The organism is Cytobacillus oceanisediminis, assembly GCF_004366035.1.
In the GTDB taxonomy this organism is placed as follows: domain Bacteria; phylum Bacillota; class Bacilli; order Bacillales; family Cytobacillaceae; genus Cytobacillus; species Cytobacillus oceanisediminis_C.
Window position 1 is genome coordinate 683,058 of record NZ_SOEE01000002.1, and the last position, 26,029, is coordinate 709,086.

General features: G+C 40.9%; 26 protein-coding genes. 4 read left to right on the forward strand and 22 right to left on the reverse strand.

The features are described 5' to 3' along the window. Positions 1 to 214: 214 nt before the first annotated feature. Positions 215 to 2,218, reverse strand: coding sequence for an LTA synthase family protein (locus DFO72_RS07670; protein ID WP_113883975.1), 2,004 nt, complete (start codon positions 2,216 to 2,218; stop codon positions 215 to 217). A 582-nt stretch (positions 2,219 to 2,800) separates the two neighbouring features. Here DFO72_RS07670 and DFO72_RS30650 point away from each other — a divergent pair. Beyond that, positions 2,801 to 3,052, forward strand: a complete 252-nt coding sequence (locus tag DFO72_RS30650) for a serine hydrolase (protein WP_113883976.1) — start codon at positions 2,801 to 2,803, stop codon at positions 3,050 to 3,052. 226 nt (positions 3,053 to 3,278) lie between these two features. Continuing rightward, a complete protein-coding gene (locus DFO72_RS07680) occupies positions 3,279 to 3,518 on the forward strand; it encodes a hypothetical protein (protein ID WP_113883977.1) in 240 nt (79 codons plus the stop codon). A gap of 360 nt (positions 3,519 to 3,878) precedes the next feature. On the opposite strand, the gene DFO72_RS07690 is transcribed toward DFO72_RS07680, so the two are convergent. The 21 genes from DFO72_RS07690 to DFO72_RS07790 form a co-directional block, all read right to left on the reverse strand. Further along, on the reverse strand, positions 3,879 to 4,553 hold the full coding sequence (locus DFO72_RS07690; RefSeq protein WP_113883978.1) for a lysozyme family protein: 675 nt from the start codon (positions 4,551 to 4,553) through the stop codon (positions 3,879 to 3,881). 256 nt (positions 4,554 to 4,809) lie between these two features. Then, complete coding sequence (locus tag DFO72_RS07695) at positions 4,810 to 5,703, reverse strand: NAD(P)-dependent oxidoreductase (RefSeq protein WP_113883980.1); 894 nt, start codon at positions 5,701 to 5,703, stop codon at positions 4,810 to 4,812. Then, positions 5,700 to 6,461, reverse strand: coding sequence for a hydroxypyruvate isomerase family protein (locus DFO72_RS07700; RefSeq protein ID WP_113883981.1), 762 nt, complete (start codon positions 6,459 to 6,461; stop codon positions 5,700 to 5,702). Before DFO72_RS07700 ends, DFO72_RS07695 begins: the two co-directional genes overlap by 4 nt. A 36-nt stretch (positions 6,462 to 6,497) precedes the next feature. Then, positions 6,498 to 7,367, reverse strand: coding sequence for an MBL fold metallo-hydrolase (locus tag DFO72_RS07705; protein WP_113883982.1), 870 nt, complete (start codon positions 7,365 to 7,367; stop codon positions 6,498 to 6,500). A 110-nt stretch (positions 7,368 to 7,477) separates the two neighbouring features. Then, the gene (locus tag DFO72_RS07710; RefSeq protein ID WP_113883983.1) at positions 7,478 to 9,088 is read right to left on the reverse strand and encodes a glycoside hydrolase family 43 protein; all 1,611 of its coding nucleotides are present in this window, start codon (positions 9,086 to 9,088) and stop codon (positions 7,478 to 7,480) included. 21 nt (positions 9,089 to 9,109) lie between these two features. After that, complete coding sequence (locus DFO72_RS07715) at positions 9,110 to 9,772, reverse strand: YesL family protein (RefSeq protein WP_113883984.1); 663 nt, start codon at positions 9,770 to 9,772, stop codon at positions 9,110 to 9,112. A 27-nt stretch (positions 9,773 to 9,799) separates the two neighbouring features. Continuing rightward, positions 9,800 to 10,699, reverse strand: a complete 900-nt coding sequence (locus tag DFO72_RS07720; RefSeq protein ID WP_113883985.1) for a carbohydrate ABC transporter permease — start codon at positions 10,697 to 10,699, stop codon at positions 9,800 to 9,802. Between the two features lie 18 nt (positions 10,700 to 10,717). Beyond that, positions 10,718 to 11,593, reverse strand: coding sequence for a carbohydrate ABC transporter permease (locus DFO72_RS07725; protein WP_113883986.1), 876 nt, complete (start codon positions 11,591 to 11,593; stop codon positions 10,718 to 10,720). Between the two features lie 76 nt (positions 11,594 to 11,669). Continuing rightward, positions 11,670 to 12,983, reverse strand: coding sequence for an extracellular solute-binding protein (locus tag DFO72_RS07730; protein ID WP_113883987.1), 1,314 nt, complete (start codon positions 12,981 to 12,983; stop codon positions 11,670 to 11,672). Between the two features lie 100 nt (positions 12,984 to 13,083). Further along, a complete protein-coding gene (locus DFO72_RS07735; RefSeq protein WP_113883988.1) occupies positions 13,084 to 13,875 on the reverse strand; it encodes a response regulator transcription factor in 792 nt (263 codons plus the stop codon). Further along, positions 13,844 to 15,628 carry a sensor histidine kinase gene (locus DFO72_RS07740; protein ID WP_113883989.1) on the reverse strand — a complete coding sequence of 595 codons (1,785 nt, stop codon included), beginning with the start codon at positions 15,626 to 15,628 and terminating at the stop codon, positions 13,844 to 13,846. Before DFO72_RS07740 ends, DFO72_RS07735 begins: the two co-directional genes overlap by 32 nt. 195 nt (positions 15,629 to 15,823) lie before the next feature. Then, complete coding sequence (locus tag DFO72_RS07745; RefSeq protein WP_113883990.1) at positions 15,824 to 16,297, reverse strand: RidA family protein; 474 nt, start codon at positions 16,295 to 16,297, stop codon at positions 15,824 to 15,826. A 303-nt stretch (positions 16,298 to 16,600) separates the two neighbouring features. Then, a complete protein-coding gene (locus DFO72_RS07750) occupies positions 16,601 to 16,951 on the reverse strand; it encodes a 2Fe-2S iron-sulfur cluster-binding protein (RefSeq protein ID WP_113883991.1) in 351 nt (116 codons plus the stop codon). A gap of 262 nt (positions 16,952 to 17,213) precedes the next feature. Continuing rightward, on the reverse strand, positions 17,214 to 17,921 hold the full coding sequence (locus DFO72_RS07755; RefSeq protein ID WP_113883992.1) for a GntR family transcriptional regulator: 708 nt from the start codon (positions 17,919 to 17,921) through the stop codon (positions 17,214 to 17,216). A gap of 20 nt (positions 17,922 to 17,941) precedes the next feature. Further along, positions 17,942 to 18,472 carry a chromate transporter gene (locus DFO72_RS07760; protein WP_113883993.1) on the reverse strand — a complete coding sequence of 177 codons (531 nt, stop codon included), beginning with the start codon at positions 18,470 to 18,472 and terminating at the stop codon, positions 17,942 to 17,944. Further along, a complete protein-coding gene (locus tag DFO72_RS07765; RefSeq protein WP_113883994.1) occupies positions 18,469 to 19,065 on the reverse strand; it encodes a chromate transporter in 597 nt (198 codons plus the stop codon). Before DFO72_RS07765 ends, DFO72_RS07760 begins: the two co-directional genes overlap by 4 nt. 84 nt (positions 19,066 to 19,149) lie before the next feature. Further along, positions 19,150 to 19,629, reverse strand: a complete 480-nt coding sequence (locus tag DFO72_RS07770) for a GlcG/HbpS family heme-binding protein (protein ID WP_113883995.1) — start codon at positions 19,627 to 19,629, stop codon at positions 19,150 to 19,152. 18 nt (positions 19,630 to 19,647) lie between these two features. Beyond that, entirely contained in the window at positions 19,648 to 21,120 is a 1,473-nt protein-coding gene (locus tag DFO72_RS07775) for an aldehyde dehydrogenase family protein (protein ID WP_113884098.1), read from the reverse strand. 112 nt (positions 21,121 to 21,232) lie between these two features. After that, positions 21,233 to 21,964, reverse strand: a complete 732-nt coding sequence (locus DFO72_RS07780; protein WP_053436120.1) for a TenA family transcriptional regulator — start codon at positions 21,962 to 21,964, stop codon at positions 21,233 to 21,235. A gap of 224 nt (positions 21,965 to 22,188) precedes the next feature. Beyond that, entirely contained in the window at positions 22,189 to 22,959 is a 771-nt protein-coding gene (locus DFO72_RS07785; RefSeq protein WP_113883996.1) for a creatininase family protein, read from the reverse strand. Positions 22,960 to 23,018: 59 nt separating this feature from the next. Continuing rightward, positions 23,019 to 23,351, reverse strand: coding sequence for a 2Fe-2S iron-sulfur cluster-binding protein (locus DFO72_RS07790; protein ID WP_113883997.1), 333 nt, complete (start codon positions 23,349 to 23,351; stop codon positions 23,019 to 23,021). A gap of 495 nt (positions 23,352 to 23,846) precedes the next feature. Between DFO72_RS07790 and DFO72_RS07795 the strand changes: the two genes are divergently transcribed. Both DFO72_RS07795 and DFO72_RS07800 read left to right on the forward strand, forming a co-directional pair. Next, complete coding sequence (locus tag DFO72_RS07795; RefSeq protein ID WP_113883998.1) at positions 23,847 to 24,182, forward strand: hypothetical protein; 336 nt, start codon at positions 23,847 to 23,849, stop codon at positions 24,180 to 24,182. A gap of 451 nt (positions 24,183 to 24,633) precedes the next feature. Then, complete coding sequence (locus tag DFO72_RS07800; RefSeq protein WP_113883999.1) at positions 24,634 to 26,016, forward strand: hypothetical protein; 1,383 nt, start codon at positions 24,634 to 24,636, stop codon at positions 26,014 to 26,016. The last annotated feature ends 13 nt before the right edge of the window (positions 26,017 to 26,029 follow it).

Consider the following 26,029-nt stretch of genomic DNA (forward strand, 5'->3'; position numbering starts at 1 on the left):
TAATAGGGCTTGAACCAGATTTAACTAATGCATAATGGTATTCCACACTGAATCAAATGTAAACACACTTATTTTTGTTTATTTGATTATACCTGCTTTATAAAAATATTGAGTTTGGGATGTGACTTATTTATATTCGTATAGAGGGATTATATTTCGCTTTATCCTGCAACAAAAAAACTGCCTGCAGGATCTCCCGCAGGCAGTTTTTGAATTATTTATCAGCTGGTTCTTCTTCAGCCGATTCATCAGTTACTTCGTTCTTCTTGTTAACCCCATTACTTTCTGCTTTATAATCGTACTTTGAACGATCAACCGGTTCGAAGTTTTCAGGTGTGTAGAAGCGGAGAAGATCTCCGTTCACGACTTTATCAGATAGCGCCAATTTCTGCTCGGCACTTTCCTGAAGTTTTTTCGCCTCTTCAAAACGGCTTTCATCCAGCAGTTCACCAGTTGTAGAGTCATAAAACTTTCCGTCAACAGATGAGATGGTTGGACTCATGAAATCTCCGTTACGGAAAGGAACAAGATCATCATGCTGTTCTGATAATAAGTCTGTACCGAATTGCAGATACTGTTTAGTATCAATTCCAAGCAAATGCATCAATGTTGGCATCAGATCAATCTGACCGCCAAATTCATGGTTTACTCCGCCTTCCATGCCAGGTACGCGGATGAATAGAGGCACACGCTGCAGACCGGCACTATCGAACGCTGAAATTTCCTTGCCAAGCACTTGTTCCATTGCTTTATTATGGTTCTTGGAAATACCATAATGGTCACCATACATGACAATCACTGAGTTCTCATAAAGGCCGGAAGCTTTAAGCTGCTCAAAGAACTGTTTAAGTGCTTCATCAGCATAACGGGCTGTCTGGAAGTAATTATCGACTGATTTGTCCCCGGTAGTATGAGGCTCAATTGTCGCCAGTTCCTGATCCATATGATAAGGATAGTGATGGGACACAGTAATGAATTTAGAGTAGAACGGCTGTTTAAGCGACTTAAGGTACGGCATGGATTGTTCAAAGAACGGCTTATCCATTAGACCATAGTCAGCCATATTTTCTGGTTTTAAATCATAGTATCCTGCATCGAAAAAGTTGTCATAGCCAAAGGATTTGTAAATTTCGTTACGGTTCCAGAAACTTCCGGAGTTGCCGTGGAAAACTGCAGAAGTATATCCTTTATCCTTAAGAATTGCTGGTGCTGCATTGTACGTATTCATACCCTTTGTTGTAAAGGCAGAACCCTGCGGCAATCCATATAGGGAGTTTTCAAGGATAAACTCAGCATCTGCTGTTTTCCCTTGTGCAGTCTGATGGAAGAAGTTATCAAAATACGTTGTATTTTCTTCTTCAATCAGTGAGTTCAAGAATGGTGTTACTTCTTCACCGTGCAGTTCATAGTTCATTAAGAATGTCTGAATGGATTCCAGGTGAAGGTAGATCACATTCATCCCTTCCGCTTTTCCGAAGTACTTCGGGTTCGGTTCAGCATAATTCGATTTTGTAAAGTTAATAACTTCGGTTGTATCACTGCTATCCGCCATAACTCTTTGCGCGGATGCCTTCGTGCTTTGTACTGCATCATAAATCGTATAATTGTACATGCCTAAATACTTAACAATGTAATTACGGTCAAAACCTCTTGTCAAAAGTTCAGGGCGGTCTGTTTCAGCCAATCCCAGGTTTGCAAAGGAAATGGCCAGAGAAGCATAAATTAATGCTGCTGATCTGCGGCGCGTCAAGTCCTTTGTTTCCACTTTTACGACTTTAAATACAAGCAAGCCGGCAAGCACGATGAAATCAAGGAAGAAAAGGATATCAGTCGGCTGTAATAATGAACTGATGCTTCCGCTGACGTCACCAAAGTTCTGTGTCTGCGTCAAAGTCGGCAATGTAATAAAATCATTAAAGAAACGATAGTACACTGCGTTCGCAAACAGCAGGAAGGAAAGCAAGAAATACATTACCATCAAGGCGATATATTTTCTTTTGCCTTTAAAAAAGAATGCAAATCCTAAAAAAAGCAATGAAGACCCCAGCGGGTTAATGAATAAAAGGAACTGCTGCAAGGCACTTTCAATGCCTAAGTTAAATTGTGTCATTTGAGTAATATACGTTTTCATCCAGAGCAGAAATACTGCTAAAAAGAAAAAGCCAATATATTTATTTAATATATCCTGACTTTTATGAAGTAAAGTATTCAAATTCATACACCTGCCTTCTAGCACATTATTCTAACATACTTCGCTAGTAATTTAAAAATCTTATGTTGGCAATCAGCCCAATAATTATTAGTTTGCGTGATAAATATTAATAATCTATGAACATGCAAAAAAGCACTGCACAAGAATATAACTATACTCGCATTTAATAAAATGTCAAGCATGTCCAGATAAAATGCTCTTTAATGACTATTAAACAGAGTAAGTGCCCAGTACACAGCCTAAGCTGGGTGTTGCCCATTAATAAATGCTGCACGTATATATAGACGAATGAAAAGCAATTTGGTTTCACTTTTTATGTAAAAACTTATAAATCTTTAATTTTCAAGGAAGAAGAAAAATCAGACAACAGCCAATATATATGAAGAATGTAGACGAATTATACATAAAGGCGGAAATTCACATGGACCAAAAACACCAAATTAACAAGTATATGGACATTCTAGCTGCAGGCAATTATTTTAATGGATGTGACCTTGCCGCCCATAAGTGAAAAGTCATTCTGATTGAAGGATATGGACTATCAAGCTATCAATATGCCACTAAAAACAATCCTATTACAAATTCCGCATTGGCTCTTTTACAAAGTCTTTTACGGCAGCAGCTGTTCTTCTGCTTCACCAGCAAACGAAGTTGAATTTGTTCGATATTTATATTAAAGACTTTCCTTCTGAAAAGGGTATGACCTTTCATCACTTATTTAGCCATTCATCAGACGCAGCCGATTTTTACTTTTCTCCTGAATACTGGGAAAAATTTATGCGTCTGCCCTCCAGCCTGGTTAGGACATGCAATACAGCAATTAAGAATTTTTACTTCTAACTGCTTTAATGGAAAACGTTTCAGATTTACCCTATGTATAATTCCTCCTGGAGAATATTTTTAAACCTTTTCAATAAAAAAATGCAGGAATTGATAAAGGCCGTTGGATTGTAAAGGACTTCCTTCCGAGCATTCGGTCTGGGAACAGGTCATTCACCTAAAGTATGCCGAAATGAGCATTCCTCAGGGAGCATATGAATGTACAGAACTGCAGAGGATTTAATAAATGGACAGAAGCTTTGCGGAATGGTGTACTGCCAAACAAATGCATAGACCTCCTGGAGGCTATGGGTATGGCTGTTTTATTAACGGCGAACAAAGGATAGCGAGACACTCTGGGGATATTAATGGATTTACAAATGAACTTTTGAAGAACTTTAAAGAGGATCTGACCATAGTCATCTTGAGTACTATGAATATCACACCAGCAGACAAAATCTGTGAGGATCTATCCTGCATCATTTAAAAAGAAAAGGTGTGAATGCCACAAAGGTTAGCATCCTCAAGCGAGCCTGTTCCCGCGAGAATGCAGACAGGAGAGTACCGAGCGCAAGAATTATATGCTGAGGTCCATTGGGGGAAAAATAAACTATTTGTGACTAAGCCAAAGAAATATGGTGCGTTATATATATGTAATAAAACCCATTACCATTGCAGATGAAAAAATATTTTTCAAATCGGATATTATGAAGTTTTCATTTTCGAATTGAAAGGTTAATGCCTCGAGTTAGTGGATATAGATGGGCAAAAGCAGACGCTGAAAAAACTAACCGCACTTCTTGGCTGAGTGCGGTTTTAGTTTACCATAATATTTTTATGTTTTGTTTTACCATACTGATTTAAATTCTCCGGATTTTCCTGTGTTACTTGCTGTAAGAATCTCAATATTTTTTGTTACCTTTGTTGTATAAGTGAAATCCCCATAACAGTATGGATAGCGGAAATTATTCTTGTCGCCTCCGCAATTATAAATTTCCGGATTTTGTTCGGCCTGTTTGAGTGAGAATTCTTTTGCGATTTCTTCACTGTGTTTTCCACCCTGATCAGCAACAAAGTCAATATATCCGATTCCCATATTGTAGGCCTGGATAACGGCAGGGAAGTCTACATTTTTTTGACTGCCATAATTTAATGCTTTCTGAAAGTGTTTAACACCCTGCTTAATGCTTTGTTCCGGATCCTGAATGGAATTCGGGGGCAATCCTGCTGATTCCGAAGCCTGCATCGGATCACCGCCCTTTCCTTTGCTTTCCTGCTGCATGATCGCGGCCAATACGAGAGTATATTCTTCAAGGTTAACTTCCTTCAATTCCTTCTGAAGGATCGGGGTATAATTCTGAACGTCCCTTGACACAGTATTAGGCAGTAAGGAAACAGCTGTTTCCTTAATATTAAGCTGCTTGAATTGGTCAAATAGGACAAAAATCAGAACCAAAAAAAATAACAGGAATGCTACATTCGATCTGCGTTTTGTACGCTTTTTGCTTTTTTTACGTTTCATTGCTGCTCTCCCGGTTTCTCTATTAATATTTCAGGTTATTATTATAGCAGAAAATACTGATATTTTAATAGGAATAGGTCCTTTAAGAAGTCCGGAAGAAGGTTATCGGAAAAGTTCGGTTTTTCTCGTTGGATTTTATCTGCCTGTATTTTGGTTTATCCCAGCATTTTAAATATATTGGTCAGTTTTTTTATACTGGCTTTCTGCTATACATACCAAATGAATGCTAATAACCGAGCATTCCTGTCTCCGCTGATTACTTTTTCCTCTTCACAATAATGCCTGCGTCTTCCTCCAGAGGTTTTATTACTGCCGACATATCCTGTTCGCTATGACCTTGCTCAGCGGCTGTCTGGAATGCTTTTTCAGCCAGTTGCCCGGTAAACTGGTTTAGGCCGGCCTCCTGTAAAAGCTGGTTGGCAAGCCGGACATCTTTATGGACATATTTCACTGCCCCTCCTGGTGTGAAGTGGCGATTGAATACGTATTGTTCCATATGCCTGCGCAGAATTCTGCTGTCACCATAGCTTGTCTTCAGCACTTTCAAGAGCTGTTCGGAATCCAGACCATAAGCAGATCCGGCTACCATAGCCTCTGATGCAGCCAGAGAGTGAACAGCAACAAGATACTGATTAATCAGTTTGGCAATGCTGCCTGAGCCCGAAGGTCCCAGATATTCTATGGTGTCACCGAGCACCTCCAGTACCTGCTTAACTTTATGAAATGCCACTTCCTCGCCGCCTGCCATGATTGTTAATGTCCCGCTTTCTGCTCCTTCAGGACCGCCGCTAACCGGACAGTCAAGATAACTGATCTTTTTTGCATCTGTCATCTCAAAGATTGTTTTACTCGTGTCGGCCCCTACCGATGTAAAGTCAATGCATATCGTTCCGGGCCGGGCAGTATGTATGATCCCCTCTTTACCTGTATAGACGTTCAGCACATCGTCCGGCATAGAAAGACATGTACACACGACTTGACATTGGCTGACCAGGCTGCTGATCGTTTCCGAATAAAAGGCACCCAGCTCAATAAGGGGCTGTGCTTTTTCAATTGTCCGATTATGAACCATGAGGTGAAAACCATTGCCCAGGAGGCGCTTGGCCATCCTCGATCCCATTACTCCTGTACCAATAAATCCAACCTTCATGATATCACCCCTTTCAGCCAAGCAAAACTCTCTTCACTTCTGCCTTGCGGATTATATTCAAGACCAATTAAACCTCGATAGTGTTTACTCAAATATTGAAGAATATCGGTATAATTCATTTCACCTGTCCCTGGCTCCTGTCTGCCCGGATGGTCAGCAATTTGCACATGCGAAACCAGCTCAGCGTATTTTTGATACATGGAAAGAGAATGGCCATGAATTTTTTCGATATGGTAAAAGTCGAATTGAAGCCTCACATTCGGCAAAGCGACACGACGGATTATGTCTGCTGCCTGCTGGATATCATTTAAGAAATAGCCAGGCATATCGAATGGATTGATAGGCTCAATTAATAGGGTTATCTCATGCTTAGACATTGCAGTGCCCGCAAAAAGGAGATTTTCTATAAAAACTTCCAGATTATTATCTGGGTGTATCCCCGCCATACAATGTATCATTTTAACTCCAAGGCCATTAGCATAACGGATCCCCTTTTCAACTGATCTTTTAAATTCTTCTATGCGCTCTGGGTCTGCTGCCAGGCCACGGTCCCCTTTTTCCCATTGACCTGGCGGCAGGTTAATTAAGTCCATCGATAACTGGTTTTGCTTAAGCTCTTTTTTGATTTCTTCTATTGTATATGTATATGGAAACTGGCACTCCACATAAACAAAACCAGCTTCACGGGCTTTTTTGAACCGCTCCAAAAAAGGAACCTCTGTAAAAACGGTTGAAAGATTAACAGAATATCTATTCATGGCAGCCTCCCTTAAAAAGGATTTTTTACTTTCAAATTAAACTGCAGAAGTTTTTTGCAGTTCATAGCCATTTACAAAGTACTGCATCGTTTCTTGCTCATTGTCATTCAGTTCACGATTGACATAGGATTTATAGGCATTCTTCATTTCTTCCATCTGTCCTTCGAATTCTTCTGTTAGACGTGCTGCCATCCTGAGCATGGCCGCTTCCTCCTGGTACTCTGCCTTTGAGATGGCCGTCCCGTGGGACAAGATATATGTATCTGCATCAAACTGATCCAATGCATCCATTAGCTGAAGCACGCGGCTTGCCGTGTAATTCCATTTACTTGCGTAAAGATTCGCGTAAATCGCATCACCCAGAAATAATATTTTTTCTTCTTTTATATATACCACCACCGAATCTGGAGAATGGTCACCGCCGACTTGCTGCAGTTGGCAAGTCACACCGCCAAGATCTATTTCTAGTTTTTTCTCGAACGTGATATCTGGAAGTTTAATCTTAATTCTTCGATCATTACCATACTCTTTCTTAATGGCGCTCGCGCAAAATTCTATTTCGACTCCACTTTCCACACGCTCATCCAATGCATCATCTGTCCATAGAAAAGGGATTAGTTTTTCTATTTCAGCTTTGGTGAGTCTGGAAGCAATAGATGGAATATCAAGTGCAGACAGGCCGAAAATATGATCCCAGTGCCAATGAGTCAGCACCACCATCCTTGGTGAAGGTATACCCTGTTTCTCCAGTTCGCTTAAAAATAATTGGGCATGAGCTTTTGAATTGCCTGAATCAATCATCAAAGTCATTCGATCCCCGACCACTGCCCCTAAAATAGGACGGTCAGTTTCTGAAACAGGAGTTTGATACCAAAACCTGTGCCTAAGTTTTACTAAAGTTTGCATAAAATCCTCCCTGCGATCTTTTGTACATTAATTCGTTAAAAGTGAAGAGAATCCTTTTTCTCTATTATATAGAAAAAAACTGCTCAATACCTGAGCAGCCCATTTTATCATTAAGATTCGCCTTTATAAACAAAGTAATCAAAATCGGCAAATTGATTTTGGCCGGAAGTGTCCTGACATTGCATGCCGACGAATGCACCTGTAAAAAACCCGCCGCCCTTTATGTAATCATCCGATAATTTATGGGATTGGAAAGGAACTGCAAGTTCTATCCAGTTCTCACCATCGAATGAATAAGAATAATTATACTCATGGTTATGGACATTTACACGAAGGTAAACATATTTCACGTCTGCCGGAATTTCAATTTCATTCCCTTTTAACGGCTGTGAGAATGTAAGATTATCGCATGACACCAATTCAAGGATTCGTCCTTTATCTTCATTCCAACTGACCTGGCATGACGTCCAGTTTTCAGTATTATAATAATTGACGAGTCCGGCAGATTGCTGGAAGGTTTTGGGTTCAAACGCCACCTTTGTTTCAGCAGTAAAGGAAAAATGCTGCCATCTCCTAGCTATGAAGGCCTGTGTAAATTTAGATGTTAAGCTTTCTTTCCCATATAATCGAATATGGCCTGGGTTTTCCTTCAATGATACAATATGGTCCCCAAGCGGAATCCTTAAATTCTGGAAATGCAGGTTTAGGGTTTCACTATCAAAATCGTCTTTTTCCGGAAAATCTCTTCCCCACTTTGCTTCCTTAATCTTTGGCCCTTCTATTTCAAGGGAAGGCTCGTTCCCGCAAGTCACATAAGGCCAGTCATCCTTCCATTCCAGCCTTTGTATGGCAGTCTCCCTTCCAAGAGGACAATAACCGCGCGGGTCAAGTAAGGGATGTCCCTCTCTTGTTAAGGGGCGTCCTGTTAGATGGACAAGAAACCATTCATCTGTATGGGTTTGTACCATTGAGGCGTGTCCGGCCTTCTGCAGTGGGTTCCTCGGTGACCCAAAAGATGAAATGAGCGGATTTTCAGGGTGTACTTCATATGGCCCCCTAATATTCTTTGATCTCGCAATAGTGGCCTGATGATCATATTTAGTCCCGCCTTCAGCAGTCAGCAAATAATAATAACCATTGATTTTATACAAATGCGGAGCTTCTGTCAGTTTGATATCGGTCCCCTTGAAAATGACCTCCGCTTTCCCTGTCAGCTTTTGCTTCTGTACATCATATTCCTGCAAAGCAATTCCGTAAAAATTGTGATGGCCGGCACGGTGATCCCACACCATATTGACCAAATATTTTTTTCCGTCCTCATCATGAAACATAGAAGGGTCAAATCCTGAACTATTTAAATACACAGGATCAGACCATTCCCCTTCAACGTTTTCACATACTGAAAGATAATTATGGCAATCCTTCCACTGGCCATCCACCACTTTTACATCCGTATAAATAAGCCAGAACTGGCCATCATGATAGGATAAAGCAGGTGCCCAAACCCCGCCTGAATCCGGATTTCCTGTCATATTAAGCTGGCTTATCCGGTTTAATGGCCTTGCAGCCAGACGCCAATTTTTCAGATCCTTAGAATGATAGATTCCAACACCGGGAAACCACTCAAAAGTGGAAACAGCAATATAATAATCTTCTCCCACCCGGCAAATGCTCGGATCAGGATTAAATCCTGTTAAAATCGGATTGCGTATGAGTGCCATTTGACCACACCTTTCATTTTCTTAAATATGTCTGCTTAAGCCCGAATGCCTGAACGGTTCTCGCTGCCGGTGCTTTTCCCTCGCTTCAATTTTCCTAAAACTGTACATTCCCCCGCACATCAGAATCCATGTAATGGAAACAGCGCTAAAGAAGGGAATAAATGCAGGACTGTACAACAGCATAATAATGATGGATCCGGCAGAGCCTGCTAAAATTAGGGTAAGATGCAGGTTCAGGATCCCAAGCAGACATGAATTTTTTAGATATTCAGTTACTCTTAAATCGTAATGTACATAAACCGGAAAAAGATACATCAGAGTAATGAAATAGAGAGCAGATATAATCAGCAGCGGTACGAAAAATAGCAGCTGCAGAACCCCTTCTAGGCCATTAACAAAATGTAAATCCAAAAGAATGAACCCCGCGCAGATGACAAGTATGAAACCAAGCAAATTAGATTTAAAGAATTCCTTTTTATAGATTGATAGGAAAGTATCCCAAAGAGGCACTTCTGTATGTTTCATCTGCCACTTGCGGACGATAGTGAAGAGGGATACGGTTGCCGGCATGAAGCCAAATACGATTAGCCCCGCCACCGTAAATAAAAACCAGAGCAAGTTAACATAAGCAAGCTTCATGATCCATTCACATATTGTAAATAGCTTGCCCAGCGTATTTTGCATGTTTGTCACCTCCTCTGCTTTGAATCATTAGCCTTTAACCGAACCGGATGCTATCCCCTCAATGATGCGATTGCTTAATATCAGAAAGGCGATTAATATTGGCAGGATGCTGATGACCAGTGTGGCACCGATAGCCCCCCAATCCGTAGTATACTGGCCAATGAAATTCTGGATCCCAACGGTGAGTGTTTTAAAGCTATCCGAACTGATAAATGTATTCACAAATACAAATTCATTCCAGTTGTAGATCATATTAATAATCGCAGCAGTTGCCATTACCGGCATCGTCATAGGCAGTGTTATTTTAAAGAAAATATGATGTATGGATGCGCCATCCATGACTGCTGCTTCCTCAACCTCCCGTGGCAAAGCTTCATAGAAGCCCAGCAAAATCATAATAGTGATTGGAAGGTTAAAAGCTGTGTAAGTTAGAATAATGGATAACGGATTATCAATCAGATTGATATTGGTAAAAGTGCTGAATAAAGGGATCAATGTTGAATGGACCGGTATCATTAAACCTACCATAAACAGTCCCAGCACCAGCCTGCTGCCTTTCCAATGCATTCGCGTAATGGCAAAAGTAACCATGCTGGCTAAAACAACAGTCAGAATGACGGCTGCAAGGGTGTACGTTACACTATTTATAAAATAGAGGCTAATGTTTCCTTCCGTCCAAACCTTTGCGTAATTTTCCCATTTAGGGTTTGCAGGCAATGAGAATGGAGACATATTGAAGACTTCCTGGCTGTTTTTCAAGGAAAAAAGAAATAACCAGATAATCGGGAAAATCTGAAACACGGCGACCAGAACCAGGAACACATACATGATGCCATATGCTATACGGTTCATGATCGGTTTTGAGACAAGCTTTGTGTCCAGTCCATTTCCTATGCGTGGAGTGCCATCAGGTTTTACTGTTTCCATACATTTTCCTCCCTTCCATTAATAGATATCTTCATTAGCAGCTGTAAATCTGCGGATGATGTAGGTAACAACAAGACAAATGACCAGCAGAAAAAATCCGATGGCACTTGCATATCCAAAGTCAAAACCTTTAAATGCTTTTTGATACATATACGACGCCATTACTTCGCTCGCTCCATTCGGACCGCCCCCGGTCATGACATAAATCAGGTCAAAGTATTTCAGCGAGCCTACGACTGCAAGAACAATTGTTACTTTAATTACATTCATTATCAAAGGAAGCTTTATTTTTAGGGCAATCTGCCATGGAGAAGCCCCATCAATTCTAGCTGCTTCAACAAGTGATTCGGGAATATTTTTTAATGCTGCATAATAAATGAGAATGTAAAAACCTGCGTATTGCCATATAATTGGTATAATGATGGCATAAAGTGCGAGATTGGCATCCGCAAGCCATGCAGGCGGATCTTCAATGCCGCTAGCCATTAACACTGTGTTCAGCATGCCATTTGAAGGGTGGTATATTTTCATCCAAAGCTGTGCAATTGCGACTGATGCCAGCAGCATGGGGATCAGGTATATCTTCCTTAATAAATCTGCACCTTTGATTTTACCGGCGAGGATAATGGAAATGAACAAGTAACCGATTAGACTTATTGCTGAAAACAGGGCCAGCAAAAAGGAATGCAATGCACTTCTCCAAAAGAGTGCATCTTTCATCAGTACCTTGTAATTCTTTAAGCCGATGAAATCCATTTCTCCAATGCCATTCCATTTCATTAAACCATAGTAGCCTGTCTGCACAATCGGTATATAGATCAGCGCAAGGACGAGGAAAAGGGCAGGTGTGATGTACAGTGCAAGGACTTTTTTATTGGAAAGCACTTTATTCATTTCATTTCAGCTCCTTCCTGTTAGAATTGGAAAGGATATACCCCGCCAGCAGATATATCCTTTTCCGGGAATGCTGTTAATTCCCTTCCTCAGCCTTAAGAGCCTCTTCATGCTGTTTGGCATAATCAGCTGGTTTTACTTCATTGCCGAACAGTGATTGTATAAGGTTTAAATGTGTTTCTGCAACCGAAGCACTCATTTGGACATCAGCAAATAAGGTTAAGCTGCTGGCTTTATTTAACTCGTTTAAGACATCAATATACAAGTCTGGAAGATCCACTTTACCGGTATCAACCTTCGTGGCAGGAATTACACCCGCTTTTTCTACAGATTGCTCTCCCCACTTTTCAACAAAAAACTTTACAAATTCTTTTGATTCATCTTTAACCTTTGAATTCTCAGCAACGAATAACCCTACTCCCGGACCGCCCACCCAGCTGTCGATATTTCCTTTGCCGCCGTCAACGGTCGGGAATTTAAAGAACCCAACGCTATCCCTAAAATCCTGCGGGATTTCTTCATTCGTCGTAAAATTAGGGAGCTCCCAGGTTCCCATAAGATACATTGCCGCATTTCCGTTCAGGAACTCAGCCTTTCCTTCATCATTTGAAAGTCCATTATAGCCTTTATTAAATGCGTTCTCTTTAACAAGGTTTTGAATTTCTTCAGCAGCTGATACCAGTGCCGGATCTTCGAACGAACCGGAGCGGTCAATGGCTTTATTAAGAACTTCAGCCCCGCCAATTCGGTCTGCCAGGTACATGTACCACAAGGATCCTGTCCAGCGGTCTTTATTTCCAAGTGCAATCGGAGCAACACCGTTGTCTGTCAATGTCTTAACAGCATTTTCAAACTCGCTGTAAGTTTGTGGTACATCAAGATTATATTTCTCAAAAATTTCTTTATTGTAGTAAATAGGTGCAATGTTCAGCTCAAGAGGCAGACCATAGCTTTTTCCATCGAGAGCGTAGGCTTCCGTAGTCCCGCTGACAAAAGACTCCTTCAAACCATCATTTAATACATCATCCAGCTCGGCAAATAGACTGCCCTTCACAAATGGAGTCATATATCCCGCTGCCCAGGTAAACCCTACATCCGGCAATTCATTAGAAGATGAAAGAACCTTGATTTTATTTTTGTACTGTTCATTTTCCAGAACTTCGACTTCAATTTTCACATCTTCATGCTCGGCTTCATATTGTTCAATAATATCTGTAACAATCTGATTTTGCTGCTTGGAACTTCCTGCCGGCCATAAATGCATGAATTTAATGGTTTTTTTAGAACCGTTTTCACCACTGGCCGTATCCGTATTTCCGCTGCATCCTGCTAGCGCTGCTGCCAGGATCATCACTGCAATAAGTAAAAATGAATGCGCTTTCTTAGGCATTTCCAAACCCCCTATTTCTTAATTATTCTAACAATTCTAATGATAACACCACTAAAAAATCGCGGTAAGGTAACCGCGATTGGGAAAAATTCCACTATTTTTAGATTGGAGTTTCATCAAGTTCGGTCAGCTTCCGGTATTTGCTTGGGGTCACACCTTCCGAGTCTTTAAAAAGCTTAATAAAGTACTTGGCTGTTTGATAACCGGCCTGCCGGGCCACTTCATCTATTGGCAAATCCGTGGTTATGAGCAGCTTTTTCGCCAATTGCAGCCTTTTTCTTGTCAAATATTCACTAAATGTAATGCTGGTCCGCTCTTTAAACATCGCACTAAAATAACTGGCATTCAGATGCACTGCATCAGCGACTTCCTTGAGAGAAATCTGTTCCGGAATGTTTTTGTTCACATAAGCAATAGCTTGTTTGACAGATGAATTTACATACTCTTTTTTTGCTTCCAGCTCTAACAGGCCCTGATCTGCAACTTTCTCCAAATAATCTGCCCTGATCATATGTTCTTCCGTATCAAGGGCCTCTTCAATAGCCTTTATAAGACTTTCCTTCCGCAGTGGTTTGACCAGATAGTTGAGAACACCGAGCCGGATGGCTTCCTGGGCATATTCAAAATCAGGATAGCCTGAAACAATCATGACAGCCGGCTTGTATCCTTGGTTTCTAATGTTTTTCAGCAGTGCCAATCCAGTCATTTCTGGCATGCATATATCTGTAATAAGCAGGTTCACTCTGGTTCTCTTGAATAACTCTAAAGCTTCATGTCCATCAGCTGCGCTTAGAATCTCAAATCTCCCTGCTGACCATCCTTCCAGTGTCTTTTTCAGCCCCTGTCTTGTGGTTTCTTCATCATCCACTATTAAGATTATCTTTGTATTCACCTTTAATTCCCTCCCCCGCAGGTATTACGAACACAACTTTAGTGCCTGAACCCAACTCACTTTCCAGATGAAGACCGCCAAGGGAATAGGCATCATAATAAAGGCTGAGCCTTTTGTTAACGTTTGTCAGCGCCATCCCAATCCCTTTAAATGAAGAAACATTCTCTTTTTTTATCTCCTCGTTTAACTGATGGAGCTCCTTATGATCAATACCTGGCCCGTTATCCTGCACCGTGATTTTGATCGAGTCCCCACCGGCTGATTCTTCTAATTGGATAAGAACAGTTCCTTGTATTCTCTTATTTTCAATTCCATGCTGTATAGCATTTTCAACTAATGGCTGTATAATCAGTTTTGGTATTTTCACACCAAGGAGCTTGGGTGGTGCAGCAATTTTCCATAACAGTCTTTCGCCAAGCCGCATTTTCATTAGGCCCATATACCGTTCAATATGATCAAGTTCATCATGTATGGTAACCCATTCAGAGGAGCTTCGATTCCCGATTGTATATCGGAAAAGTTCAGACATTGAAATGACAATCTCAGCCAATTCCTCTTCCTCTTTCTCCTCCAGGGACCAGTACAGTGCATTTAGAGTGTTGTAAAGAAAATGCGGATCAATTTGGGCCTGCAGGGCCTTCAGTTCAGTTCGTGACCGGAGCAATTCTTTTTCATATACAACTTGGATTAAGTGGTTGGTCCTTTCAACCATTTTATTGTAGGTGTTATTTAATTCAATAAATTCAAGTGAGGAATTACTCTCAGGATTCAGTTTTAATTCATCCATTTTGGCATTTTTCATCGTATTAGTCAGTTTCTTAATCGGTCTGGTGATCATGGTAGAGAGCACTATGGACGAAATGACAAATAAAAAGAAACCAAGGGAAACAGCTAAAACTATTACAGCACGAACTTTCGAAACGCCCTGCAGCAGAAAACTCATCGGCTTCAGGATGACAAAAGTCCAGCCTGTCAGAGCTGACTTTTCGGTAACAGCCATATATTCCTGACCATGGATCATAATCGATTTTTCCTCTTGCTGGATAATGCTTTTTATGTCAATTCCGTAATCATAAGTAATGGGCGTTAAGTCGCGATCGAGAAGCATCATATAATCATTTTGTCCGTTTTCTTGATTATTGCCCTGAACCTGAAAATAACTGTTGGAAATACGGACGACAAGATAACCGCCATTCGTGAACCAGCGATCCATCAGACTGACTCTCCGTATGGCAGCAGAATAGCTGCTGTTCCCATGATCCTTCCCTGTCCAAACAAGCTTACCCTTTTCCTTGTCAGCGGCTTTTACCCACTTTGAATCGACAACTTTAAAAATATTTTTCCCATCGAATGGAAAAATCCTTTTGCCTTCTGTATTATACAGTTCAATTGAAGATATTCCATCTGAGTATGCATATGTATTATTGATGATTTTTATCAGGGATTCCAATTTTCCATAATTCATGTTTTCCCCTTCAAGCATCTTTAGCAGCATTTGCTGAACAGTACTATTGGTCATGAGCTGATTAGTCAGAGTATCAATTTGTTTATAAAGTGTTTCCATTCTTCCGTTGGCTTCTGCAGCGGTTTGCTGAATCTGGCGTTCTGCATTTTGCCTGAAAAAGCCGCCTAATTGGTCGTAAACAACGAGTGAAACAAATGCCAGGACAAAAAGCATGACGCTTAAAAACACTGCTAAAATCTGGTTCCGCAGTGTATTGAATTTTCTTAAAGAAGAAAGAAAGCTCTCCATATGAATCACCTATTCTCAGGTTATCTAATATATTTATTTAAATATAGCAGATTTAAAGATGGATAACATGAAAACCCTTACATTATTTTATTTGGGCTTTCACCCTCCTTTATCCTTTTTGAAAGCATACGGCATTTTATTTATGGAGCATAAATAGAAAAACTGCTCAATACCTGAGCAGCCCTTGTTTGAAAGTTATTCTATTTCAACGATCATTTCAATTTCTACAGGGGCTCCGCCTGGAAGGGAGGCAAGCCCCACAGCTTTACGGGCATGTCCATTTTCCTTGCCGAAAATGTCATGAAGCAAATCTGATGCAGCGTTAATGACTATAGGATGATTTTTAAAGCTGCTTGTTGAGGCAACGTATCCATCCATTTTGATGATTCTTTTTACTTTATTTAAATCTCCAATGATCTCTTTAAGGGCTGCCAGCAAATTCAGCGTACAAATTCTTGCTGCATCCTTTGCTTCCTCGATAGAGATATCTTCCCCGACAATACCTGCATATTTTTGTGCACCATTTACCCTTGGTGTTTGTCCGGATAAAAAGACTGTATTGCCTGAGATAACACCCGGTTCGAAAGGCATTCGGATATCAGCCAATACTGGGAGCTGGATATTCAGCTCTTCCAGTCTTTCTTCAATCCCCTTTTTTATCCCTTTCATCGCTATGCCTCCTGGGAAACACTTTGTTTTAATGAAGAATATAGTTGTTTAGTGAATTTAAATGAGCGGTGAGTATAATAGACTTTGGCGAAAGCATGATTTTCACAAAGTGAGCATTTGATTTCATATGGAGCTTTTCGAATATGAGGAGTTTTTAATATTTGCATGGCTTCTTTTAAATGTGTGCTGCAAACCCACATAATGTCACCTTCTTCTATTTTATTGGGATTTTATATACTATTACATTCTGTAATGGGCAAATGCTGTTGGTTTCATCCATTACAGAATGCAGTATTCGTAATCTCATTTTCCTGTTGTAACGGTTTGCTTTAATTTATCCGGCTTTCTCTTTTTTACCTGATCCGTAACTTCATCGTCCCATGAAATGGTGATATCCCCGTCTGTAACAAATGTCTGGCAGCCTAAACGATACCCTTTCTCCAGCCAATCTTCTCCCAGCTTCCTTCTTTCCTGGATTTTTACGTTGTCCAGGTATTCTGCTCCTTCTTCGGTTTTAAAAACACAAGTGCCGCAAATTCCACCGCCGCAGCGATTTGGCAGATCTCCATCATAGCGGAGCGACATTCTTAATATATTAGAATCCTCAGGCACTTCCAGAGTTTTGTTGCTGTTGACAAAATGGATGTTTGGCATGATTGAATTCCTCCCTGTGAGTTCGTTTCTTGGTTCTTGGTATACAATATACCATATAAATGATATTCAGACAATACTAAACTTTTAAATATTTTATCTTAGAATCCCTTAACTGCAGCAGCGCCTTGCCCTGTGACCCTTGTGCATTCTATAGTCGATATTCTTGGCACATATTCCCACTGGTTTCTTCTCCCTCTAAGGCCAGTTCGGACTGATTTCTTCCTCTCCTGTCCGAAGGAACTTTCATTATTTTCTTTTACAGTCATTCATAAACATTTTGCTGTTGAAATTTTAGCAGGTCCCTTTTTTTAATGCTGTTCATATACGCCATGTAAGCTTTCTTCGAATTTTCAATATGAATCCTCATCAGGTATTCAGCTATTTCGGCATCTTTATCGCGCAGTGCCTTCATTATATCGATATGTTCTTTTAATGAGACCTTCCTTCGTCCTGGTGTTTCATATCCCATATTGGCCGCCATATGAATAAAATCGATCAAGCCTGATAGGATTTCATATAGTTTTGGACTTTTGGATGCTTTATTAATCAGCCTGTTCATTTGAATATGTTCGAAATTGAAGTTTTCTTCATCCTGTTCACTTAGCTCCATTAGTTCCTTAATTTTGAGATCCAGTTCTTTTTGTGTGCCTGTATCCATTCTTTGTGCTGCCAGTTTTACAGCCAGCACTTCGAGAGAAGAGAGAATCGTAAATACCTCCAATACTTCATCCTCTGAGATATTGGAGATGACGACCCCTTTTCTGGGAACTGTTTTCACGAAACCTTGAGATTCCAGCCTGAACAGAGCCTCCCGAATCGGAGTGCGGCTTATGTTGAGCCTGGCTGCGAGCTCCCTTTCTACCAGTCTGTCTCCAGCCTGGTATTCTCCTTCTAAAATGAGTTTTTTCAGATACAAATACGCATGTTCGCGTATGGATATTAAGTTATTTTCCTCCCATGTTCTATCCATTTTATCACCGCCTATTTTTATTAAGATAAAAAGATCCCTCCATAAAATAAAGCTCCAAATATAACAAGCGAAGGATGAACCTTGAATTTGATTAATGTTAAATAGCTAACTGCTGCAAGAAGTATAAGATGCAGCATTCCGCTGTTTTCAAAGGCTGTCAAAAAGAACTGGTAGGCCATGACAGCCAGGAGGACAGCAATGATAGGCTGCACGGATTTGGTCATTAGCTTCACTTTAGGGGAATCTTTGAATAAATTAACAAACTTAAACAGGACGATGACTGCCAGCGCTGATGGCAGGATGGTAGCTGCCAAAGCAACTGCCGCCCCTAAAACCCCGCCTAATTCATAGCCGATGAATCCGGCCATTTTCGTTGCTATGGGACCCGGCAGCGCATTGGCAATGGCGAGAACATCCCCAAATTCAGATAGCTTCATCCAGCCATTGTTGTTCACTACTTCAATTTGAATGAGGGGAATCGTTGCGGGACCCCCTCCGTATCCTAGTAGATTCGCTACAAAAAATGCCCAAAAGATCTCCCAATATATCATGAACTTTTCTCCCTTACTGGCAAGTACTCTTCAGTTGCCTTTTTATTCGCCTGCTCCTTCCGATGGGCAATATAAAATGCTGTGCTTAAGACTATCGCAATTAAAATACCGGGATGCCATTCCATAAACTGAACAAATACCAGTGATACACCAGCCAGCATAAGGTTTTTCGGCAGCCCTAAGCCCTGGCTTCCTTTCTGGTAAAAACGGTAGGCCATCTCTGCCAGCATAAAACCGATGACAGGTGTCACTCCCTGCACCATTCCGCTTACAATTGGGGACTGGCGAAAAGAGTATAAAACGCCAAGCAAAGCTAGCATGGCAATAATAGAAGGTAGGATATGTGTAAGGATAGCTACAGCGGCACCCATGCTGCCTTTTACTTTGTAGCCGATATAGGCAGCCATTTTCGTTGCAATTGGTCCTGGCAGCGTATTGGCTAATGCCAGAATCTCCCCGAATTCCTCCTCCGTCATCCATTTATATTTCTTAACTGCTTCAAATTCTATCAGCGGTATTGTCGAAGGACCTCCTCCATACCCTGTCACACCGGTGCGTGCAAATCCAATCGTCAATTCAAGATAAGGCTTCATGCGATCCTCCCCTTATTTAGGTGTTTTTGACTGAAGAAGGACCTCATTTCGCTATCTATTAACAACGAATGAGGTCCCTTTCTATTATTTTTTAATATCTGCTTCGGTTACGACTTCATAGCCGTCTTTTTCCAAATAAGATTGAAGGGCTTTTAATGCAGCCGTCCCAACAGCCGTATCCTGCTCGCCATTTCCTCCGCTGATGCCGATTCCGCCAACGACTTCACCATTAACCACAATTGGAAACCCTCCCACAAACACAGCAAATTTGCCATTTAGCATATGCTGGATGCCAAATGCCTCATTGCCTGGAAGAGCAGGCCCGTTCGGTTCTTTATTGAATAGATGGGTGGAGCGTTTATGGCCGGCAGCTGTGTAAGCCTTTGCAATCGCAATTTCAGGCCCGGTGATTCTTGCTCCATTCATGCGTTCGAGTGCAATCACACTTCCGCCGTCATCGACAATTGCAATGGTTTCAAACACATTGATTTCCGCTGATTTTTCTTTTGCTGCTTCAATCATCAATTTAGCTTCTTCCAATTCAAGCTTTATAGCAGTTTTCATCTTCATTCTCCTTCTGATTTAATAACCAATATAAACGGTTTTTACTTGAGTGAAAAATTCCAGGCCGACTCTTCCTGACTCCCGGAACGTAGCCGTGCTGGACTGCTTTAATCCGCCAAACGGTGCATTGATTAAGTTGCCGGTTGTAGTCCGGTTCACTTTTACCGTGCCTGCCTGAATGTCTTTAGTAAATTGGCTGGCTGTTTTTAAATTATTTGTCACAATGGAAGCAGACAGCCCATAGTCCACGTCATTGGCAATCGCAATGGCTTCTTCATATGTATCTGCCTCGATCACGGCAATGACAGGGCCAAAGATTTCTTCCTTGGCAATCCGGTGATCTGGTTTAACATTAGTAAAAATGGCAGGCTGCACAAAATATCCATTTTCATATTCACCTGATGTGAGACGCTCACCGCCAAATACTAGATTCGCACCGTCTTCTTTCCCAAACTCAATATACTTTAGGACATTTTTCAGCTGCTTTTCATTTGCCAGCGGACCGATCTTAACTCCTTCTTCAAAACCGCTGCCAATTCTAAGTGCGCTTGTTTTTTCAATTAATTTCTCCACAAATGCTTCTTTTACTTCCTTCATCACAATCACTCTGCTTGTTCCTGTGCATGCCTGCCCGGTCAAAGAAAACCCGCCATTAACTGTTAATGTGGCCGCAAGATCAATGTCAGCATCTTCCATAACTAAAAGCGGATTTTTTCCGCCAAGTTCCATTTGAGTTCTGGTAGTGAAAGAGCATTTGCTGTGGATGTCCTCTCCTGCAGCTGTTGAGCCAGTGAAGGTGACAGCCTTGACAGCAGGATGCGTGACTAATAAATCACCTACATCAGATGCCTTCCCAGTAACAAAGTTTAAAACACCTTTTGGTATACCGGCCTCGTGCAGCGCTTCAACAAGCCGAACGGCAATCAGAGGGGTATCTGAAGAAGGTTTGAAAACCACTGTGTTTCCAGTAATTAATGCCGGAGCAATTTTTCTCGCAGCAATGGAGATGGGAAAGTTCCATGGCGTGATCACACTTACCACTCCAAGCGGTTCTCTTTCCGTCGAAACTCTCATATTTGGATCATCATTCGGGAAGGTTTCACCTGTGAAGCTTTGTCCCTCGACCGCATAATAGCGAAGTGTTTGTGCAGAGCGCAGCACTTCATTTTTCGCATCATTGACATGCTTTCCTTCTTCCCTTGTCAGTTCTTCAGCATATGTGGCCGCATTTACTTCGAGTATTGCTGCTGCTTTGTTCAAAATGGCTGCACGCTTGGATGGAGCTGTCTTTTCCCAGCCAGGGTATGCTTTACTGGCGGCTTCAATTGCCTCTTTTACATCGGTTTCATTGGATGCCTGAAAAACGCCGACGACATCTTCCGTATTTGCAGGGTTCACACTATAAAACTTCTTTTGGCTCGCAGATTCCTGCCACTCACCATTAATATAGTTATTGAATGTTTCTACCTTTGTCGTAATCAAACTTATCACCTTACTCTCTGTTAGTTTCTCCCTTTCCTGCGCCAACTTCTCCTAGTATAGAAATGGCCGCCACATAGACCTCGATGGACAAGATTTAGTGTGACGGCCTGGATAATACTTATTATTTTGCTTCTACTAAAGATCCAAGATCTTGTTCAAGATATTCTCTCCATAGGCCATCCATGTACATGCGGCGCATTTTCGCACCTGTGCGGACTACTTCAAGGCAGCGCTGCTGTAATTCAGGAGTATCAGCATGGTCCAAAACAATCTTGTAGCCGCGTTCTCCATGGATTTCGTCAGATACAATGTGCAGATCGAAGAATTCGATTTCTTCATCTGTGAATCCGTATTGTGCACGGAGAGCTGGAGTCTGCTTTCGATAAATGTCCGGAACCTGGGACTCGAGGCCGACAACTAGAGCAGCCGTTGCTACAACAAAGTTTTCACGGGCTGCCACTGCATAGCACCAGCTTTGCAGGCCTAAAGTTGTTGGAGCCATGTTTTCTGGATCAATCACTCGTTCGCGGGTTGTTCCACATGCTTCAGCAAAACGAATCAGTAAGTCTGTATGACGGTCGGCCGCAATTTCTTCTTCATACATATTTTGAAGTGTGAAATCTTTTGCTGCTTCAAATTTCGGATCGGTTGGAGTGTTGTGATAGATGTACGCTAAGTAGTCAGCAAAAGGTCCAACATAGTGGTAATGGTTTTCTGCCCATCTGGCAAAATGCTTTCTTTCCAGTTTTCCTTCAGCCCAAGCTACAGTGAATGGAGCTTTCTGGCTATGGTTTCCTTTAATGGCTTCCTCTAGTTCTTTGCGAAATTCATCTTTCGATAATAATTCTGGCATGTGTAAACTCCTCCTCGAAATTCATGTAACCTATTGGCACTTGATATTTTGTATACCAAAACTTTTAAAAAAATAATAGGTTGTTAATTTACAACCATATTTAATCTTGTTTTTTGGTCTTTGGTATACCTTAATGAAATCATAACCTATTCTTTTTGAATTGTAAACATAATTTTTAGAATTTTTTAAAGATTATTTTTTCTTTGGTGATAGATTGTAAGAATTTAATAAAGCTGCTCTTCTTTCAGATCAAGCAGCTCGGAAAGTTCTTCAGCCAGATTATCCAGGGCTTCTTCAACGATTTGCTCTCCGATTTCCCTACTCCCTTGCCGGCCATCACCTATACATCCGTTTTCAGTCATTTCTTCATAGAAATAAAATCCCTGTACAGCTTTCCCCGGCCGGAGTCTTTCCCATTTTCCGCCTTCCTTGATATCTCCTTTTTCCAAGAGGTCCACTCTTACCAATTCAGGAGCAAGATACAGGGCTTCAGACACTTCACGTTCGCAGCTGTGGCCAAATAAAGGAGATTTTACATATTTCCCGATAGATTCCTTTGCAGATGAAGTGGTTTTTGCATAGTAGACTTCTACTTCCAATTCCTTTGTGATAGTCATGGCGGCCAGACTCAGGGTAGATTGGTTTCCCCCATGTGAATTCAAAAATAAAAACTTCTTGATGCCATGCTGTTTCAGTGAGGAAACCATGTCTGTAAGTACGGCAATCAAAGTAGATGGCTGAAGTGTAATTGTTCCGGGAAAATGGATATGATGCTCGGAAACTCCCATATTAACAGACGGTGTCACAATAGTATATGGGAACATTCTCTTCCCCAGTTTATTAGCCATTCTCTCCGCTAGCACCGCATCACAGCTTTCTGCCATATGTGGGCCATGCTGTTCATGTGCTCCAACAGGAATAATGGCAAACTCTACTGTTTCCAGTGATTTCTCGACTTCCTTCCATGTCATTTTAGTAAGATTATAACAATTCATTTTCTTGATACCTCGCTTATCTTAGGTATTTTGTATACCATTAATAAAAAAATAAAAAACTATTTAGTAATGGCTGCAGTTGTCTTCTTGGGAGGCTTTACAGAGATGTTTTCCTGGGATATTTCAATATCGTTTTGGATTGTCATTTGACAGGTTAACCGGTACCCTTCTTTCACTCTGTCCCCAAGCATTTTTTCTTCCTTCCAATTTGGCGGTGCGAGATCATCTCCCCCATTTAATACTATGCACGTACATTTTGTACATCTTCCCATGCCGCAACCATATTTTAATTCCGGAAACTGGCGGATCCCTGCCAGTACAACCAAATTAGCATTATCCTTTACCTGCTTTTCCACAATCTCCCCATCCACATGAAGCGTAACCTTCGGCATAATATTACCCCTTTCAGTTTATTCTAAAAATTTTGATACTTTTTTCAAAGTATACAACCTTTCGGGAAGATTAGCAAACTCGTTTTTTATTTTTCTGTGTGGTAGATGTCTTTAACTGGATTAACTACCATTTCCAATGGGTGCGATTAATTTCGTCGTTATTCAGCGAGATTGGCAACCATTTTCTTTGGGTCCAATTATTTTCGTCGTTATACGGCTACATTAAATGCCATTTTAATTAAGCTTAATTTTTTTGGTCATTAATCTGCAGATTGACTCCTGCCTGTTTCCTCTTTAATGAACAAAAGGTATCCTTTTCGCTGAATTATTAAAAAATTTAGAATATATTATTGAATATTTCAAAATCTTAGTATAAAATAAACTTAACAGAAATGGTATACAATATTCCAAACTGAAGGAGGTATGCTTTCGAGCTACATATGAGCAATTCTGCATTTGTAACTAAGTTCAAATAAAACTAAAGGAGTGTTTTAATTGGGTAAATATATTGTATTAACAAACAAAGATACTTTCCAGACCATTCTAGAAAACGAAGGTTTAAAGCCTGTTGAGACATATCATTTTTATTTTTTCGATAAGCTGAAGGCTAAGTATACAATCGCGGAAGTTTTGGATGAGAATATGAAAATCCAGCTTTATGAAAAGTATGAAGGAAAAGAGTATGTAAATCATATAGGTGTAAAATTCTTTGAGCGGTTTGAAACGCTCGAAGCAGCCAGAGAAGAACTGGATGAAATAGTAAAAGCATCCGGCAATAGTGAAGACTCCATTCATTCCAAACTGATAAAATCTGATGAAGTAGCAGTATAAATGTTATTACGAAACCCGGAAGAAGCCGCTCTTCTTCCGGGTTTGCTGTTCATAAGAAAACGGAAGGGCTTGCCAGGGGGGAGGCTGCTTGCGCTGACAGTTTTCTGGGTTCAAAATTCTAACTTTCTTATTCTATAGAAAAAACCGCCAAAGAAAGGCAGTTTTACTAGAATTTTAAAGTTCTTCTCAAACGGGCTAATTTTCTTTCTGTTTTCTCAATTGCATATTTGGATCCAAATAGAAAATGGAACATCGGGGTGTCCTCCTTTTTTCTCTAACCTGTTATCATTATTATATTATGAATTTTTGAGATTTACAACAAAATTGTATACCAAATACCAAAATAACGATAGAAATGTGGCTGATTTTTGAATAAATAAAGAAAACGCGTGATTATGGTATACAATTTCATTTACTATTTACTTTATTAAAGATCGCGAGGGTGTCTGATATGCTGAGAGTTTTATTTTTGACCGTGATTGGTTTGTATTTGCTGTCCACATTGCTTCCGCATTGGAATATCGATCCCCTCCTCTCTATCCTGTGTTTTATCATCGTGGTTTTAACATTCAGGCTTGCGAAGAAATTCGTACAGATCCTCGGGGGTGTATTCCTGGCTTTTGGTTCTGTGCTGCTTTGGACAAGCGGCTCAGACTGGCAGCAATATATTCTTGCCTTTGGTCCAATGCTTGATCTGCTTACCATGTTTACGTTAATACCGATCCTCGGGATTCCGATTAAACTTGGGCGATACGGGGAAGGCATCCAGGCTATCATCCAAAAACGGATAAAAACATCTGGTCATTTATATATGATGACTTCAGGGATCTCTTACTTTTTTAGCATTTTTATGAATCTTGCCACTCTTCCCATGACGTATTATTCAATTAGGCCGGCACTCGGGAGCTTTCCGGTACGGAACAAGGAACGATTTATGAGCAGAGCGATTTCCAGGGGATTTGCAATGCCTTTAATTTGGGCGCCTGTAACGCCGATTGTGGGAATAGTGATTACAATGACGGGAGTCAGCTGGGTATCCATCCTCCCCTATGTCATTCCGCTGAGCATATTGGGTTTAGCAATGGATTGGTTTATTGGTTCCCGTCAGTCCCAGCCTATGAAACTCCCACAGCCAGGCGAAGTATCTGTGCATGAAACAGCAGCAGCCCTGGAAGCAGGTTATCCCGCCCGTGCTGGCAGAGTTTTTCAAATCCTGATAGCCATCGCAATTTTTAATGTTCTTGTATCTCTTGCTGAGACGCAGTTATCTTTGCCTTTCTTAATTCTTGTTTCTCTAATCGTTATTCCATTTGCATTCAGCTGGTCCCTTATATTAAAAAAAGGGAAAGAATTTGGAGAACAGCTTGCTGACCATTTCAATTCCTTCGCCTTAAGCATGAAGGATCAATTTTTCATTTTTTTATCAACAGGCTTTTTTATATCAGCCATGAACTTGTCGAATGCAAATGAAGTGCTTTATGAATGGATTGCAGCTTTTATAAATGTGGCAGGGGTCGAAATTTTCCTGATTATCTTGCCTTTGATCCCTTTAGGGCTGGCCTTTCTGGGCCTTCATCCAGCCGTGTCACTTGCATTGATGATTGAAGGCGTTAACCCGGCAGCCATCGGAATTTCACCGCACATTCTGACCGTTGCGATGCTGTCTGGGGCTGTTTCCGCCTTCTTAGTGGGCCCATATAATGCCACTCTTGGCCTCATGTCCAACATTATCAAAGTCGATTCCTATAAAGTCTCCAACTGGAATATGCCATTCGCGGCAGTTTATGTTGCTTGTGTGATGTTTTATTTGTTTTTACTGGAAAAATTACTCTAATAAAAAAAGCTGC